Genomic DNA, 14101 nt, shown 5'->3' with positions numbered 1-14101 from the left:
GTTCCGAAACTCTGCCGCCGCGCACCGCTTTAGTTCGCGGACATCGTAAAAACCGGATCATCCCTCAGGGGGTGGTCCGGTTTCGTTTCCGGCAGCAGCCGAAACGGCTACACCGCAGGCGCGGGTGCGTGGAGTTTCGGCGGAAAGCCCCCGTGCAGCCCGCAGCTCCAGATACACGCGGTCCCGGGCGAACGGCGTTCTGGCGAACCGGATCCCGGTCGCATCCCGCAGGGCATTGGCCAGGGCGGGAGCCACGGGGTTGAACGGGCTTTCGCTCATGGACTTGGCACCCATCGGCCCCAGCGAATCATCGGTGTCCGCGAAGAAAATCTCGGTCCGCGGCACATCGGCGAAAGTGGGGATGTGGTACTCGCGCAGGATCCGGGTTTCCACCGTGCCCTCGGCGTCGATCCGCACCTCCTCGAACAACGCCGCCCCCAGGGCCTGGGCAATGCCGCCCTCGATCTGGCCGCGGCACTGCAGCGGATTGACGACGACGCCGGCATCCGCGGCGTGCACGCTCTGCAGGATCCGGAGCTCCCCGGTCCCGGCCTGCACCGCCACGCGGAAGCCCTGCACATTGAACGCCACCGACCGCGGGGTGCCGCCCCACCGGCCCTCCGCGGACAGCTCGATGCCTTCCTCGCGGGCCCGGGCGGCGACGTCGGCCAGCGGCACCCGCTCGCCGCCGCACTCCACCGCGTCCGCCAGCAGCTGCACCTGCGCCGAGGTGTTGCGGAACAGGGACGCGGCGAAGCCCCTGAGCAGGACGGCCAGTTCCTCCGCCGCGGCCAGTGACGCCTTGCCCGCCACCACGGTGCCGGTGGAGCCGTACGCGCCGGTGTCATGATCCACCAGATCCGTGTCCGACTGCCGGATCACCACCCGGTCCGCGGTGGTGCGCAGCGCCGTCGAGGCCAGCTGCGCGTGCACGGTGGTGGTGCCGTTGCCGAACTCGGCCGTGCCGACGTCGAGCCCGTACCGGCCGTCCCCGCGCAGGGAAATCTTCGCGTGGCTGATGTGTCCGCGCGGCGGCACGGTGTCGATCATGGCGACGGCGGTGCCCTCCCCGATCAGCCACCCGCCGTCGTCGGCCGCGCCGGCCGGCCCGCATGAAACCGCAAGCTCCGCCCCGGAGGTCTCCGGCCGCTGCCGGCCCGCGGCCAGGGCACCCGACACCAGCTCCAGGCACTGGTCCAGGCCGTAGCTGCCGTAATGCACGTCCTCGGCCGGAACGGGGGCGGTGGAAACCATGCGGTCGCCCTTTGCCACCACGTTGCGGCGGCGGAAGTCCAGCGGATCCATGCCCAGCCCGCGGGCGAGCTCATCCATGGCGGACTCGATCGCAAAGATCATCTGGCTCAGCCCGTAGCCGCGGAACGCCCCGGAGGGCAGCGTGTTGGTGTAGACGGAGCGGGCGTCCACCTTCTTGTTGGCGCACCGGTAGACGGCCACGGATTCCCCGCAGCCGTGGAACATCACGCCCGGGGCATGGTTCCCGTAGGCGCCGGTGTTGGCGGTGACATCCAGGGCCAGCGCGGTCAGGGTGCCGTCCGCGGCGGCACCGGCGCGGACCTTCACGGCGAAGGGGTGCCGGGTGGTGGTGGCGGTGAACTGCTCCTCGCGGGTCAGTTCCAGCTGCACCGGCCGGTTCAGCTTCAGCGCGGCCAGCGCGGCGAGGTCCTCGGTCAGCATTTCCTGCTTGCCGCCGAAGCCGCCGCCCACCCGGCCGGTCAGCACCCGCACCGAGGCAGGCTTCAGCCCGAACACCCGGCACAGCGCCCGCCGGACCAGGAACGGCACCTGCGTGGACGTGCGCACCACCAGCCGCCCTCGCTCATCGAAGTGCGCAATGGACCCGTGCGTCTCCAGCGCCACATGCTGCAGCCGCTGGCTGTAATAGGTGTTTTCATGCACGACGTCGGCCGCCGCGAGTCCGGCGTCGACGTCGCCGAGGTCCGAGTGCAGTTCCGCCACGACATTCCCGGCGGTGCCGGGATGGACCTCCGGGGCGCCGGGGGTCTGGGCCGCCTCGGGATCCAGCACCGCGGGCAGCAGCTCGTACTCCACCTTCAGCGCACGCACCCCTTCCGCCGCGGCGCCCACGGTGTCGGCGACGACGGCGGCGACCCGCTGGCCGCGGAAGCGGACCACGGAGTCCAGGACCCGGGTGTCATCGGGATCGTCGGTGTGCAGTTCGTGCTGGGCGGTGGAGAACAGCTGGTCCGGGGCGTCCTCGTGGGTCAGCACCGCTTCGACGCCCGGCACGGCCAGGGCGGCGCCCGCATCAATGGACAGGATCCGGGCATGCGCATGCGGGGAGCGCAGGATCTTCAGATGCAGCAGCCCGGGCAGCTCCTCCGCCGGGACATCCAGGGTGTAGCGGGCGCGGCCGGTCACGATGTCCGGACCCGCCGGGGCGGCCACATTGGCCCCGACGGTCCGCGGCGCGCCGGCGGACTGCGGTTCATCGGCGGGCCCGGTGCCTGCGGATCCCGTGCCGGCGGTGCTCGACTCGGTGTGCCGGCGCCCGCAGACGGCATCTTCTATGCTCCGGTAACCGGTGCACCGGCAGAGGTTGCCCTTGAGGTTCCGGGGCAGGTTCTCCTTCTGCGCCTCGTCAAAGGTGGCGGCGGTCATCACCATGCCGGCAGTGCAGAATCCGCACTGGAAGCCCTGAGCATCCAGGAACTGCTGCTGCATCGGATGCAGGGCGTCGCCGTCGGCCAGGCCCTCGATAGTAGTGATCTCCCGGCCTTCGGCACGGACCGCAGGATAGAGGCAGCTGTGCACGGGCAGGCCGTCCACATGCACGGTGCATGCACCGCAGTCACCGGCGTCGCAGCCCTTCTTGACGCCCAGGTTGCCCTGCTCGCGCAGGAAGGTGCGCAGGCACTGGCCGGGGAAGGGGGCGGCGTCCACCTCGGCGTTGTTGATCCGGTACGTCACAGGGAACCGTCCTTCGGCGCGGGTGCGGGCGCGGGTGCGGGTGCTGGCCCGGGTGCGGGTGCGGACCCGGAAGCGGCTGCTGGCGTGGCCAGCTCCGCCCGGATTTCCTCGGCAAGACGGCGGGTCATGTCCCGCCGCCATGCGGGCAGCCCGTGGACGTCGTCGTGCCAGAGCCCGGGGTCCAGTTCCAGCCCGGCCTGCAGCTCGGCGGCGTCCGGCACGGCCGGAAAGCGCAGCTGGACCGGGCGTTTCGTGGCCGCGGTGACGGTGAGGACAAAACCGCCGTCCTCGTCGGTCCGGCCGATCAGCAGCACCCCGGACCGGCCCAGGTCCGTCAGTGAGAGCCGCCGGAACGCGGTACGGGCACGCAGTGCGGCGGCCGGAAGCGTGATGCTGCGCAGCAGTTCGCCCGGTGCCAGCGAAGTGCGGCCGTCGCCGGTCACGAGTTCGGCCACCGGTACCCGGCGGGTGGTGCCGTCGGGGGAATGAACCAGGCCGACGCCGTCGAGCGCCGTGGTCAGCGAGGTCATGGGCCCGGCGGGCAGGGCGGTGCAGATGTTCCCGCCCACGGTGGACATGTTCCAGACCTTGAATGAGGCGACGAACGAGTCGCAGCACGGCCGCACCAGGTCCAGGGCAGGCCAAGCCGTCCGCAGCTGCGGGGGGACGGCGTCCGGGAACGCATACAGTGCGGCGATGGTGCAGGTGGCGGCAATCTCGAGTCCGTCGTCGTTCATCACCAGCGGTTCCCAGCCGGCGGCGGTGAGGTCCAGCAGCCGCTGCAGGGTCTCGCTGCCGTACGAGAACAGCACGGTGCCGCCGGCGAGCCAGGCGTCGCCGGGGCGCCAGTGCTGCGGATCCGCGGTGCGGATCAGCTCGGAAACGGTGGGCAGGTCCATGGGCTGTCCTCAGCTGGCGTGAAGCCGGTTGATCGGATGAATGGGGCCGGACACGGCACGCAGCGGCTGCCCGCTGGCGGCGGCACCGGACCGGGCGGCCACGATCTCCGCGAAAACGGACACGGCCGTCTCTTCGGGGGTGGCGGCACCGATATCGAGCCCGATGGGGGAGTGCAGCTTCGCCAGCTCGGCGGCGGTCAGCCCGGCTGCGCGCAGGGCGGCCAGCCGGGCGTCGTGGGTGCGGCGCGACCCCATTGCCCCCACAAAGGCGACGTCCCGGCGCAGGGCCTCGGCCAGGGCCGGGACATCGAACCGAGCGTCGTGGCTGAGGACGCACACCACGGTGCGGGCATCCAGCCGCCCGGCGGCTGCCTCCCCGCGCAGGTACGAGTCCGGCCACTGCACGTGCACCTCGTGCGCGTCGGGGAAACGGTCCGGGGTGGTGAAGAGCGGCCGGGCATCACAGACGGTCACGCGGTAGCCGAGCAGCCGCCCCTGCCGGGCGAGCGCGGCGGAAAAGTCGTTGGCGCCGATGAGCACCAGCCGCGGCGGCGCGAGTCGGGACTCCAGGAAGAGGACGGCGCTGCCGCGGTCGCACTCCGGTCCGCCCGGCTGCCTGCCGCCCAGCTCGACGACGCCGGTGCGGCCGGCGGCCAGCAGTGGAGCGAGGCGGGCGGCGGCCCGCGCCGGATCCGTGCCCAGCATCGAGGCCAGGGCGGGACCGTGGGCGGAAAGCAGACCTGCAGGCGTTGCCTCTGCGGGGTCCTTGATCAGCAGCGGAACCGCGCCTCCGCCGTCGTCGATCCGCCGGATCAGCGCGCACGGGGTGCCGGCATCCGGGACGGCCGGGACAGTGCCGGGGAAGACGGGAGCAATGAACACCTCCAGGGTGCCGCCGCAGCTGAGTCCGACGGCGAACGCGTCGGTGTCGCTGTAGCCGAAGGACTCAAGCCGCGGGCGGCCGTCAGCGAGGACATCCTCGGCGAGGGCGACGACGGCGGCCTCCACGCAGCCGCCGGAAAGGGACCCGGAGATTATCCCGGTGCCGCTGATCAGCATGGTGGTGCCGACCGGCCGGGGCACCGAACCGGAGGCACGGACGATGGTCGCCGCGGCGCAGGGGACGCCCCCGGCCGTGGCTGCCGCCAGCTCCTCCAGCATGTCCAACACTGCGGCCTACCCTCCGGCGAGGGGTGGCAACCGCCACCGGCTAGCCCAGTAACCAATGCGGGAAGTTCCCCTGCCGGAAATCCCGGCAAGGGCTTGAATCCGCAAAACAATGAAACATTTCAAAAGCGCATTACTTTGCAGGTGCGGGTATCAAAAGAATGTTCTTCCGGCTCCGTAAATCCGTTCCAAAACCTTCCGGGTCCGGTAATTGCAGGGAAGCGTACCACGCAGTTCTTTCCGGAAGATACCCCGCCGGAAAGGGCGTGTTCTCCCTCAGCGGGCGCGTTCCCTGCGGCTATCCCGCCCGGCACGGGACAACAGGAGATAGCCGAGCAGGGCTGCACCCCACAGCAGGAACAGCGGGTCCCAGAGCCAGGCATGCCCGATCGTCGCCCTGCGGTCATACCCGGTGTCCGGGCGGATCAGCCCCGCCAGCACGGCATTGCTGACCACCGTGTTCGCTCCGCCGTACAGCACCAGCACCACGGCACCGATCCAGCTCACCGCCCGCCAGAGGCCCGGCCACGGCACCCGGCCGTATGCGGACGCCGTCGGAATCAGTGCGGCGGCAGCCTTGAACAGGGCCACGGCTCCAAGCAGCAGTCCGGTCCGCAGCGGCGCCTCTGCAGATTCCTCCACGGCCCACCGGCCCACAGTGTCCAGCAGCCAGCGGCCGCCCACTGCCCAGTAGAGGCTGAATGCCGCGTGCAACAGCCCGGCGGCGCACGCCGTCCAGAGGCAGGCGCGGCCGAGCCCGGCTGGGGTTCTCCGGCGTCCCGCCTCCCGTGCCTGCCGCCGGCCTTCCTCCGGGTCGTTGGAGGAGTCCATGGAAGCCATTGTGAAAGCCGTCGCGCCCTGCAGGAAGTACCCGCGGACCAGCGCGCAAATCAATCCGCGGTAATAAGGCGGGTTTCCCTCACGGGCAGTTCCTTGACAGATACTGCGGCGGCGCACAGACTGTCCGAAATATAAATTCCGTTCCGGAACATCGAATCAAGTCGGCGACGCCGATGGTCAAGGGTGTCCAGCGCCGGCGGCGGATGAGCTCTGACTGAAAGCTGACACCCGTGCCCCTCGAAGATACGCCTGAAGAAGCACCGGATTTCCTTGCCGCGTTCAATGCCGCATCCCGCCGGGATGCGGAGGCAATGCTCCGCCCGTGCGTCGACATTCCCCGCTGGTGCAACGAGGTGGCCGCTGCCCGCCCGTTCACCACTCCCGGGGAGCTGCTGAGCTTCGCCGAACTTGCCGCTCCGGACTTCACCGAGGCCGAGATCGACGCCGCCCTGGTCCACCATCCACGCCTCGGTGACCGCCCGTCCGGCTCCGGCACCGAAGCCCGCTTCTCCCGCAGCGAGCAGGCGTCCGTCAGCGGGCTGGAGGGAATCCAGGGCCGGCTGCAGGCCGGCAACCGGGCGTACGAAGACCGGTTTGGCCGCGTATTCCTCCTCCGCGCCGCAGGCCGCAGCGCGGAGGACATCCTCGCCGTCCTGGAGGAACGGCTGCAGCACACCGACACCGAGGAACTCCCCGTCGTTGCAGCCCAGCTGCGCGACATCGCCATCCTCCGGCTCGAAGGACTGTTGAACGCATGACCCGCAGCCACGTCACCACCCACATCCTGGACACCGGCACCGGCAGGCCCGCCGCCGGCGTCGCCGTTTCCCTGTGGTCCCTGCACGATGCCGGGGACGTTCGGGTGGGGGAGGGAACCACGGACGGGGACGGCCGGGTCGGCAGCCTCGGTCCGGTGGAACTGGAACCGGGCACCTACCGGATCGACTTCGCCACCGGCGACTACTTCGCGGCCACGGGAACGGACACCTTTTTCCCCAGCGTCTCCCTGACCTTTCACCTCACCGATCCGGGTCAGCACTACCACGTGCCGCTGCTGCTGAGTCCGTTTGCCTACTCCACCTACCGAGGAAGCTGAGCCATGACAGAAGCAATGCACGCCCCCGCGGACCCTGCCGCCGCTGCGGTTCCTGATCCGCCCGCAATCGTGCTCGGCCGCAACCAGTACGGCAAGGCCGAAGTCCGGCTGGTGAAGGTCACCCGCGACACCGCCCGGCACTCCCTGGAGGACCTCAGCGTCACCTCGCAGCTGCACGGCGACTTCGATGCGGCGCACACGCAGGGCGACAACTCCTCCGTGGTGGCCACCGATACGCAGAAGAACACCATCTACGCCTTCGCGCGCGACGGCGTCGGCTCCCCCGAGGCGTTCCTGCTGCGACTGGAACAGCACTTCACTGCCGGGTTCGACTGGGTCACCGGCGGACGCTGGGCCGCGGAGCAGTACTTCTGGAACCGGATCAGCGACCATGACCATGCCTTCGCCAAGGACAAGTCCGAAGTCCGCACCGCGCTGCTGCTGTCCGCCGCCGGTCAGCAGCACCTCATTTCGGGGATCAGCGGCCTCACGGTGCTGAAATCCACCGGCTCGGAGTTCCACGGCTTCCCGCGGGACCGCTACACCACCCTCGCCGAAACCACCGACCGGATCCTCGCCACCGACGTCACGGCCACATGGCGCTACGCCCCGGAAACGGACCTGGGCGGCCTGGATTTCAATGCCCTCTACGCCTCGGCCCGGACCCTGCTCCTGGACGCCTTCGCCACCACGCACTCCCTGGCCCTGCAGCAGAGCATGTATGAAATGGGCAAGGCCGTAATCGCCGCGCACCCGGAGATTGTCGAAGTGCGCCTCTCCCTGCCGAACAACCATCACTTCCTGGTGGACCTGTCACCCTTCGGCCTGGATAACCCCAACGAGGTTTTCTTCGCCGCGGACCGCCCCTACGGGCTGATCGAAGCCTCGGTCCTGCGCGAGGGTACGGACCCGGATGCCCAGGTGTGGAACACCGTGGGCGGGTTCTGCTGATGTCCCCTCGGTCCGGGAACTCCAATCCGCCCCAACCCGTCCTCGGCGCCGAGCATAGAGCCCGGCTGGACGCCGTCCTCGCGGACACCGACCGGCTACTCGCCGCCGCCTACCCGGGCGACGACGGCAGCCGCCAGCCCGTCTCCACCGTCTACATCCCGGCGGACCGCTGCGTGCCGGCCCTGCCCGGAAGCTGGGGCGAGGACGCGCTGGCCGCGCTGGCGGCGTACGGATCCCTGGCCGAGCTGGCGGACCGGCTGGGCCTCGACCCGGACGTGGCCGGCGCCGTCGTGCCCCTCGTTGAGGCGAAGCTGCGCACCGAACCCATCGAGGACCTGCGCCTGGACTTTGAGGACGGCTACGGCTCCCGGCCCGACGACGAGGAGGACGGCCACGCCCGGCAGGCGGCCGCCGCCGTGGCAGAGGCGGTCGCGGACGGCACCGCCCCGCCGTTCGTCGGCATCCGGTTCAAGTCCTTTGAAGCAGGCACCCGGGCCCGCGGCGTCCGCACCCTGGACCTGTTCCTCGCCGGGCTGCTCGCTGCCGGGCCGCTGCCGGACGGACTGGTACTGACCCTGCCCAAGGTTTCCACCGTGGAACAGGTCGAGGCCATGGTCTACGTCTGTGAACTGCTGGAGGATGCCCACGGCCTGCCCGAAGGACGGCTGCGGTTCGAGGTGCAGGTGGAAACCCCGCAGCTGATCCTCGCCGCCAACGGCACCGTGCCCGCCGCGCAGCTGATCCACCGGGGCCGGGGCCGGGTCTCGGCGCTGCACTACGGCACCTACGACTATTCCGACGCGGTGCAGATCGCCGCCCCGTACCAGTCCATGGAGCACCCGGCCGCGGACTACGCCAAGGCGGTGATGCAGGTGGCCGCCGCCGGCACCGGTGTCCGGCTTTCGGACGGCTCCACCAACATCCTGCCGCTGGGCACGCCGGACGAGATCCGGTCGGCCTGGCAGCTGCATGCCCGGCTGGTGCGCCGCTCCCTGGAACGCGGCTTCTACCAGGGCTGGGACCTGCATCCCGCGCAGCTGCCCACCCGCTTCCTGGCCACGTACGCCTTCTACCGGGAAGGGTTCGACGCCGCCGCGGCGCGCCTGCGCAACTACGTGCAGAAGCGCGGCGGCAGCGTACTCGACGAACCGGCCACCGCCCGCGCCCTGGCCCGCTTCGTTCGCCGCGGCCTGCTGTGCGGAGCGCTCACCGAAACGGAAATTACGCAGGAAACCGGGCTGACCGGCGTCGAACTTACCGCCCTGGCCGCTGCCCGTCCCACCGCCGCCGACGAAAAGGTTCAAAAGTGAATCGCCCCCGCTACTACGCCCCCGAGGGCGGCCTGCCCGCCCAGACCGACCTGCTCACCGGACGCGCCGTGGTCACCGAGGCCTACACCGTGATTCCGCGCGGGGTGCTGCGCGACATCGTGGTGAGCGTGCTGCCCGAATGGGCCGGCACCCGCGCCTGGATCCTGAACCGGCCCGTCGCCGGCGGCGCCACCACCTTCGCCCAGTACCTGATGGAGATTGCCCCGGGCGGCGGCTCCCGGGCGCCCGAACCGGAACTGGAAGTGCAGTCCTTCCTCTTTGTCCTCGAGGGCACGCTTACCGTCCGCCGGCTGGGCCGGGACCATGTGCTGACCCCGGGCGGGTTCGCCTACCTGCCGCCGGAAACGCTGTGGGGAGCGTTCAACGAGGGGCAGGAACCGGCCAAGTTCACCTGGATCCGCAAGGCCCACCAGCCGCTGCCGGGGCACACCCCCGCGCCGGTGTTCGGCAACGAGTCGGAGATTGAACCGACGCCGATGCCCGGCACCGACAACAAATGGCGCACCACCCGGATGATCCCGGTGGAGGACGTCGCCTATGACATGCACGTGAACGTGGTGACCTTCGAACCCGGAGCCGTGATTCCGTTCGCCGAAACCCACGTGATGGAGCACGGGCTGTACGTGCTCGAGGGCAAGGCGGTGTACCGGCTGAACCAGGACTGGGTGGAGGTGGAGGAGGGGGATTACCTGTCCCTGCGCGCCTTCTGCCCGCAGGCCTGTTACGCCGGCGGCCCCTCGAACTTCCGCTACCTCCTGTATAAGGACGTGAACCGCCAGGTCCTGCTCGGAGGCCGGTGATGCACGACGGCGCGGGGTACAACGACGGCGCCGGGTACGACCTGGTGATCCGCGGCAGCGCCGTGCTGACCCCCGGCGGGATCGGACCGGCGGAGGTCGGCGTGCGGAACGGGAGCATTGCCGCCGTCGTGCCGCTCGGCACCGGGCTGGCGGGAGAGCGGCTGCTGGAACTGGCCGGGGACGAAGTCCTGCTGCCCGGACTGGTGGACACCCACGTGCACGTGAACGAGCCCGGGCGCACCGAGTGGGAGGGGTTCGCCTCGGCCACCCGGGCGGCGGCGGCCGGCGGCATCACTACCCTGATCGACATGCCGCTGAACAGCATCCCGCCCACCGTGACAGTGGACGCCCTGGAGACCAAACGGGCGTGTGCCGGGCCGCAGGCTGCCGTCGACGTCGGGTTCTGGGGCGGCGCCGTTCCCGGAAACGCAGCCGACCTGCGCCCGCTGCATGACGCCGGGGTCTTCGGCTTTAAATGCTTCCTGGTCCACTCCGGCGTGGACGAATTCCCGCATCTGGAACCGGCGGAAATGGAAGCCGTCCTCGCCGAACTGAAAACCTTCGACGCGCTGCTGATCGTCCACGCCGAGGACCCGGGCAAGATCCAACCAACCCCTGCCGGTTCCCGGTACGCCGGGTTCCTGGCCTCGCGGCCGCCGGAAGCGGAGAACACCGCCGTCGGCCGGGTCATCGACGCGGCGCGGCGCACCGGGGCGCGGGCGCACATCCTGCACTTGTCCTCCGCCGAGGCGCTGCCCCTGATCCGCGCGGCGAAGGACGACGGCGTCCGGCTCACCGCCGAGACCTGCCCGCACTACCTGACCCTGACCGCTGAGGAGATTCCCGACGGCGCCACGGCCTTCAAATGCTGCCCGCCGATACGCGGGGCGGCGAACCGGGAACAGCTCTGGACCGGCCTGGCGGACGGCACCATCGACTGCATCGTGTCCGACCATTCACCCAGCACCTCTGACCTGAAGGACCTGGTGCGGGGAGACTTCGGCGTCGCCTGGGGCGGAGTGTCCTCCCTGCAGCTGGGCCTGGCGCTGATCTGGACCGAGGCCCGTTCCCGCGGAATTCCGCTGGAGCGGGTGCTGCACTGGATGTCCGCGGCTCCCGCGGCACTGGCCGGGCTGGACCGGAAGGGCGGCATTGAGCCGGGCAAGGACGCCGACTTCGCAGTCTTCGCACCGGAGGAAACCTTCACCGTGGACCCGGCCTCCCTGCAGCACCGCAACCCGGTCACGCCGTACGCGGGTAAGCAGCTCACCGGTGTCGTGCGCCGCACACTGCTGGCCGGCGTCGACGTCGACCCTGCCGTTCCCGCCGGCCGGCTGCTGCGCCGGGGCGAGGCGTAGCCGAACTGTTTGCGTGACGGTGCCCACATGACGCCCGTCGCATTTTCGCAACCGACAGCCGTGAAAGTAATGTCTTATTTATGGCCCCCTTCCGAAACAGCCGCGCTGCTGCCCTCCCCGCCAAACTGTCCCGCTCCTGGCTGCTGGCCTCCGCCGCAGATGAAGCGAATTTTGCACCGGCGCTGGCGTCCGAGGCCGATTCGGTGGTCTTCGACATGGAGGATGCCGTTCCCGCCGGCGGCAAGGCCGAAGCCCGCGAACGCGTCGTCGAGGCCCTCTCCACCGGCATGACCGCCTGGGTGCGCGTCAACGGCATCGAAACCGACTACTGGGCCGACGACCTCGCCGCCCTCTCGAAGGCCCCGGGCCTGCGCGGCGTGATGCTCGCGATGACCGAAAAGCCCGAGCAGGTCACCCACACGGCCATGCGGCTGCAGGCCGGCACCCCGGTGCTGGCCCTGGTGGAATCCGCCCTCGGCATTGAAAACGCCACCGCCATTGCCAGTGCACCGGGCACGTTCCGGCTCGCCTTCGGCGTCGGCGATTTCCGCCGCGACACCGGCGCCTCGGACGATCCGATGGCGCTGGCCTACGCCCGCTCCAAGCTCGTGGTCGCCTCCCGCGTCGGCCAGCTGCCCGGCCCGATCGACGGTCCCACCGTCGGCGCGCTCGGGGAAAAGCTGCTGGACGCCTGCAAGGTCACCCAGAGCATGGGCATGACCGGCAAGCTGTGCCTGATGCCCGAGGCCACGGACTTCATCAACCAGGGACTCTCGCCGAGCGAATCCGAAATCACCTGGGCCCACGAGCTGCTGGAAGCGCATGCCGCCGGCGCCGTGGTGGGCGACGGCTCCTACCTGCCGCGCCTGGCCCGCGCCCAGAAGATCTCCTCGCTGGCGGACTCCTACGGACTCTGGAACGCCTAAGCGGGTTTGTCGGCCCGCTCCAGCAGCCGCAGCACCAGTCGGGTGAGGGTGAACGCGGCGTCCATGTCGTAATCCGGCTGGCTGATGTCCGCGAACAGGTGTGACGCTCCCATATAGAGGAAGAGCTCCGCATCCGGTGTGGACGCGGCCAGATTCTCGGCCGCGTCCAGATCCCCGCTGTCCACGAATTCCTCATCCGCGTCCATGCCGTGGATCTGCACCGGTACCCCGGCGGGCCACGTGTCGGCGAAGGCGCCAAGCGGGATGCAGCCGCTGACCAGCACCGCGCCACGGGCGCCGGGCCGGGTCTGCGCCAGCCGCTGCGCCGGGATCACACCGAGCGAGAAGCCGATATAGACCATTTCCGCAGGGAACCGGTTCGCAATACTGACGCCCAGTTCTTCGATGGTGTCCATGCCGATCTCCTGGGCATAGGCCACCCCGTCCTCCAGATCGGTGAAGGTCCGCCCGTCATAGAGATCGGGCACCGTCACCGTGTGGCCCGCTTCGCGCAGGACCTCGGCGAAGGCATCCATGCCGGAGGTCAGGCCGAGCGCGTGGTGGAAGAGCAGGACGTTGGCCATCGGGTCTCCTAGGGTTCGACGAGGATCCCGTCCTCGTCGGCGTAGAGCACCGCACCCGGACGGAAGGTGACGCCGCCGAACTCTACGGGCACATCCACCTCGCCGACAGAGTTTTTCGCGCTCTTGCGCGGATTCGAGCCCAGCGCCTTCACTCCCAGCGGCAGCTTGGCGACGGCGGCGCGGTCACGGATGGCTCCGTTGATAACGACGCCGGCCCAGCCGTTGTCCACGGCAGCCCCGGCAATCAGGTCCCCCATCAACGCGGTGTTCAGTGACCCGGCGCCGTCGATCACCAGGACCGCCCCCTCGCCGGGGGAGTTCAGCAGGGACTTGATAATGCCGTTGTCCTCCAGGCAGCGGACGGTGCGGATCGGGCCGGTGAAGCCCACCTGCCCGCCCAGGTCCTGGAACTGCAGGGACACCGACGCCAGCTCGTCGCCGCGTTCGTCGAAAAGGTCAGCTGTGCTCGTTTTCATGGCACCACTGTGACAGACGGCGTGTGGGGAGCGTCCCTGCCACGCCGGACAGCGGTGGGTGCGCGCGGAGGTTACGTGCGTGTCTGCCGGGCGTGGGACTTCAGCACGTCCACGATTTCCAGCAGGTCCGTCACCGAGTGCGGGCTGCTGTCGCGGGTGGCCTGCGGCCAGCCGCCGGGGAGGCCCTCGTTGTAGTACAGCCCGTCTGCCAGCAGGGTGATGGCGCGGGCAATGCCGGGATCGCCCACCTCGTCATGGACCAGATCGAACCAGCTGCGGTGGATCTCCTGCAGCAGGTCCGACGCCACGGGGTCCGAGGCCTGGGCCAGGCGGACGACGCCGATCAGGGCACGGTCCAGCTCGCTGCCCACATACACGGAACTGCGGACCAGGTACCGGGCGGGGCCTTCGGGGTCCTCGCGCATGGTCTGCAGGTCGGTGGCAGCGAGGCCGCGGAGCTTTTCGATCAGTGCACCGGCCATCGCTTCCTTGTTTTTGAAGTGATAGAGCAGGCCGCCTTTGGAAACCTCGGCACGCGCGACGACGGCGTCGAGGGTGGCGCCGCGGGGGCCTTCGTTGATGAGCAGTTCCTCATAGGCGTCGAGGATGCGGTCCCGGGCGGGGCGAGAGTTGGACATGACTTCACGCTACGCCATCAGCTGACCAAACTGCCGCAGATTCGCCACCATACAGTCTAGACGGTACAGTAGTAACTCGGGTGTTT

At 69.8% G+C, this 14101-nt stretch carries 14 protein-coding genes; 7 read left to right on the top strand and 7 right to left on the bottom strand.

Annotated elements, in window-relative coordinates:
* Positions 1–57 precede the first annotated feature (57 nt).
* The 4 genes from N2K95_RS14725 to N2K95_RS14710 form a co-directional block, all read right to left on the bottom strand.
* On the bottom strand, positions 58–2949 hold the full coding sequence (locus N2K95_RS14725; RefSeq protein ID WP_260652144.1) for a molybdopterin-dependent oxidoreductase: 2892 nt from the start codon (positions 2947–2949) through the stop codon (positions 58–60).
* A complete protein-coding gene (locus tag N2K95_RS14720) occupies positions 2946–3848 on the bottom strand; it encodes an FAD binding domain-containing protein (RefSeq protein WP_260652143.1) in 903 nt (300 codons plus the stop codon). The genes N2K95_RS14725 and N2K95_RS14720 overlap by 4 nt, the downstream gene beginning before the upstream one ends.
* Positions 3849–3857: 9 nt before the next feature.
* Positions 3858–5009, bottom strand: coding sequence for an XdhC family protein (locus N2K95_RS14715; RefSeq protein WP_260653830.1), 1152 nt, complete (start codon positions 5007–5009; stop codon positions 3858–3860).
* A 282-nt stretch (positions 5010–5291) separates the two neighbouring features.
* Complete coding sequence (locus tag N2K95_RS14710) at positions 5292–5846, bottom strand: DUF3995 domain-containing protein (RefSeq protein WP_260652142.1); 555 nt, start codon at positions 5844–5846, stop codon at positions 5292–5294.
* 239 nt (positions 5847–6085) lie between these two features.
* Between N2K95_RS14710 and uraD the strand changes: the two genes are divergently transcribed.
* The 7 genes from uraD to N2K95_RS14675 all read left to right on the top strand — a co-directional run bounded on the left by uraD (position 6086) and on the right by N2K95_RS14675 (position 12317).
* On the top strand, positions 6086–6613 hold the full coding sequence (uraD, locus tag N2K95_RS14705; protein ID WP_313771109.1) for a 2-oxo-4-hydroxy-4-carboxy-5-ureidoimidazoline decarboxylase: 528 nt from the start codon (positions 6086–6088) through the stop codon (positions 6611–6613).
* Positions 6610–6951 (top strand): hydroxyisourate hydrolase, encoded by a 342-nt coding sequence (gene uraH, locus N2K95_RS14700; protein WP_260652141.1) that lies wholly within the window; start codon positions 6610–6612, stop codon positions 6949–6951. The genes uraD and uraH overlap by 4 nt, the downstream gene beginning before the upstream one ends.
* A gap of 15 nt (positions 6952–6966) precedes the next feature.
* Positions 6967–7902 carry a factor-independent urate hydroxylase gene (pucL, locus tag N2K95_RS14695; RefSeq protein ID WP_260653828.1) on the top strand — a complete coding sequence of 312 codons (936 nt, stop codon included), beginning with the start codon at positions 6967–6969 and terminating at the stop codon, positions 7900–7902.
* Entirely contained in the window at positions 7902–9212 is a 1311-nt protein-coding gene (locus N2K95_RS14690) for a DUF6986 family protein (RefSeq protein WP_260652140.1), read from the top strand. Before pucL ends, N2K95_RS14690 begins: the two co-directional genes overlap by 1 nt.
* On the top strand, positions 9209–10033 hold the full coding sequence (locus N2K95_RS14685) for a bifunctional allantoicase/(S)-ureidoglycine aminohydrolase (protein ID WP_260652139.1): 825 nt from the start codon (positions 9209–9211) through the stop codon (positions 10031–10033). Before N2K95_RS14690 ends, N2K95_RS14685 begins: the two co-directional genes overlap by 4 nt.
* Positions 10033–11391 (top strand): allantoinase AllB, encoded by a 1359-nt coding sequence (gene allB, locus N2K95_RS14680; protein ID WP_260652138.1) that lies wholly within the window; start codon positions 10033–10035, stop codon positions 11389–11391. Before N2K95_RS14685 ends, allB begins: the two co-directional genes overlap by 1 nt.
* Positions 11392–11471: 80 nt before the next feature.
* Positions 11472–12317: an HpcH/HpaI aldolase/citrate lyase family protein gene (locus N2K95_RS14675; protein WP_229950764.1), complete on the top strand. Its 846-nt coding sequence runs from the start codon at positions 11472–11474 to the stop codon at positions 12315–12317.
* Here N2K95_RS14675 and N2K95_RS14670 read toward each other — a convergent pair.
* The 3 genes from N2K95_RS14670 to N2K95_RS14660 all read right to left on the bottom strand — a co-directional run bounded on the left by N2K95_RS14670 (position 12314) and on the right by N2K95_RS14660 (position 14015).
* On the bottom strand, positions 12314–12901 hold the full coding sequence (locus N2K95_RS14670) for a dienelactone hydrolase family protein (RefSeq protein ID WP_260652137.1): 588 nt from the start codon (positions 12899–12901) through the stop codon (positions 12314–12316). The two genes, N2K95_RS14675 and N2K95_RS14670, sit on opposite strands and share 4 nt — an antisense overlap.
* Positions 12902–12909: 8 nt before the next feature.
* Positions 12910–13377 (bottom strand): ribonuclease E activity regulator RraA, encoded by a 468-nt coding sequence (rraA, locus tag N2K95_RS14665; protein WP_260652136.1) that lies wholly within the window; start codon positions 13375–13377, stop codon positions 12910–12912.
* A 71-nt stretch (positions 13378–13448) separates the two neighbouring features.
* A complete protein-coding gene (locus tag N2K95_RS14660; RefSeq protein WP_260652135.1) occupies positions 13449–14015 on the bottom strand; it encodes a TetR/AcrR family transcriptional regulator in 567 nt (188 codons plus the stop codon).
* Positions 14016–14101: the final 86 nt, after the last annotated feature.

This window comes from Arthrobacter zhaoxinii, assembly GCF_025244925.1.
Lineage (GTDB): Bacteria > Actinomycetota > Actinomycetes > Actinomycetales > Micrococcaceae > Arthrobacter_B > Arthrobacter_B zhaoxinii.
The sequence above is the reverse complement of the archived record's forward strand: the minus strand, read 5'-3'. Positions and strand labels throughout refer to the sequence as shown.

Coding starts and splice junctions, on each gene's coding strand:
- N2K95_RS14720 (WP_260652143.1), bottom strand. CDS start 3,848: ATGGACCTGCCCACCGTTTCCGAGCTGATCCGCACCGCGGATCCGCAG.
- N2K95_RS14715 (WP_260653830.1), bottom strand. CDS start 5,009: ATGCTGGAGGAGCTGGCGGCAGCCACGGCCGGGGGCGTCCCCTGCGCC.
- N2K95_RS14710 (WP_260652142.1), bottom strand. CDS start 5,846: ATGGACTCCTCCAACGACCCGGAGGAAGGCCGGCGGCAGGCACGGGAG.
- uraH (WP_260652141.1), top strand. CDS start 6,610: ATGACCCGCAGCCACGTCACCACCCACATCCTGGACACCGGCACCGGC.
- pucL (WP_260653828.1), top strand. CDS start 6,967: ATGCACGCCCCCGCGGACCCTGCCGCCGCTGCGGTTCCTGATCCGCCC.
- N2K95_RS14690 (WP_260652140.1), top strand. CDS start 7,902: ATGTCCCCTCGGTCCGGGAACTCCAATCCGCCCCAACCCGTCCTCGGC.
- allB (WP_260652138.1), top strand. CDS start 10,033: ATGCACGACGGCGCGGGGTACAACGACGGCGCCGGGTACGACCTGGTG.
- N2K95_RS14675 (WP_229950764.1), top strand. CDS start 11,472: ATGGCCCCCTTCCGAAACAGCCGCGCTGCTGCCCTCCCCGCCAAACTG.
- N2K95_RS14670 (WP_260652137.1), bottom strand. CDS start 12,901: ATGGCCAACGTCCTGCTCTTCCACCACGCGCTCGGCCTGACCTCCGGC.
- rraA (WP_260652136.1), bottom strand. CDS start 13,377: ATGAAAACGAGCACAGCTGACCTTTTCGACGAACGCGGCGACGAGCTG.
- N2K95_RS14660 (WP_260652135.1), bottom strand. CDS start 14,015: ATGTCCAACTCTCGCCCCGCCCGGGACCGCATCCTCGACGCCTATGAG.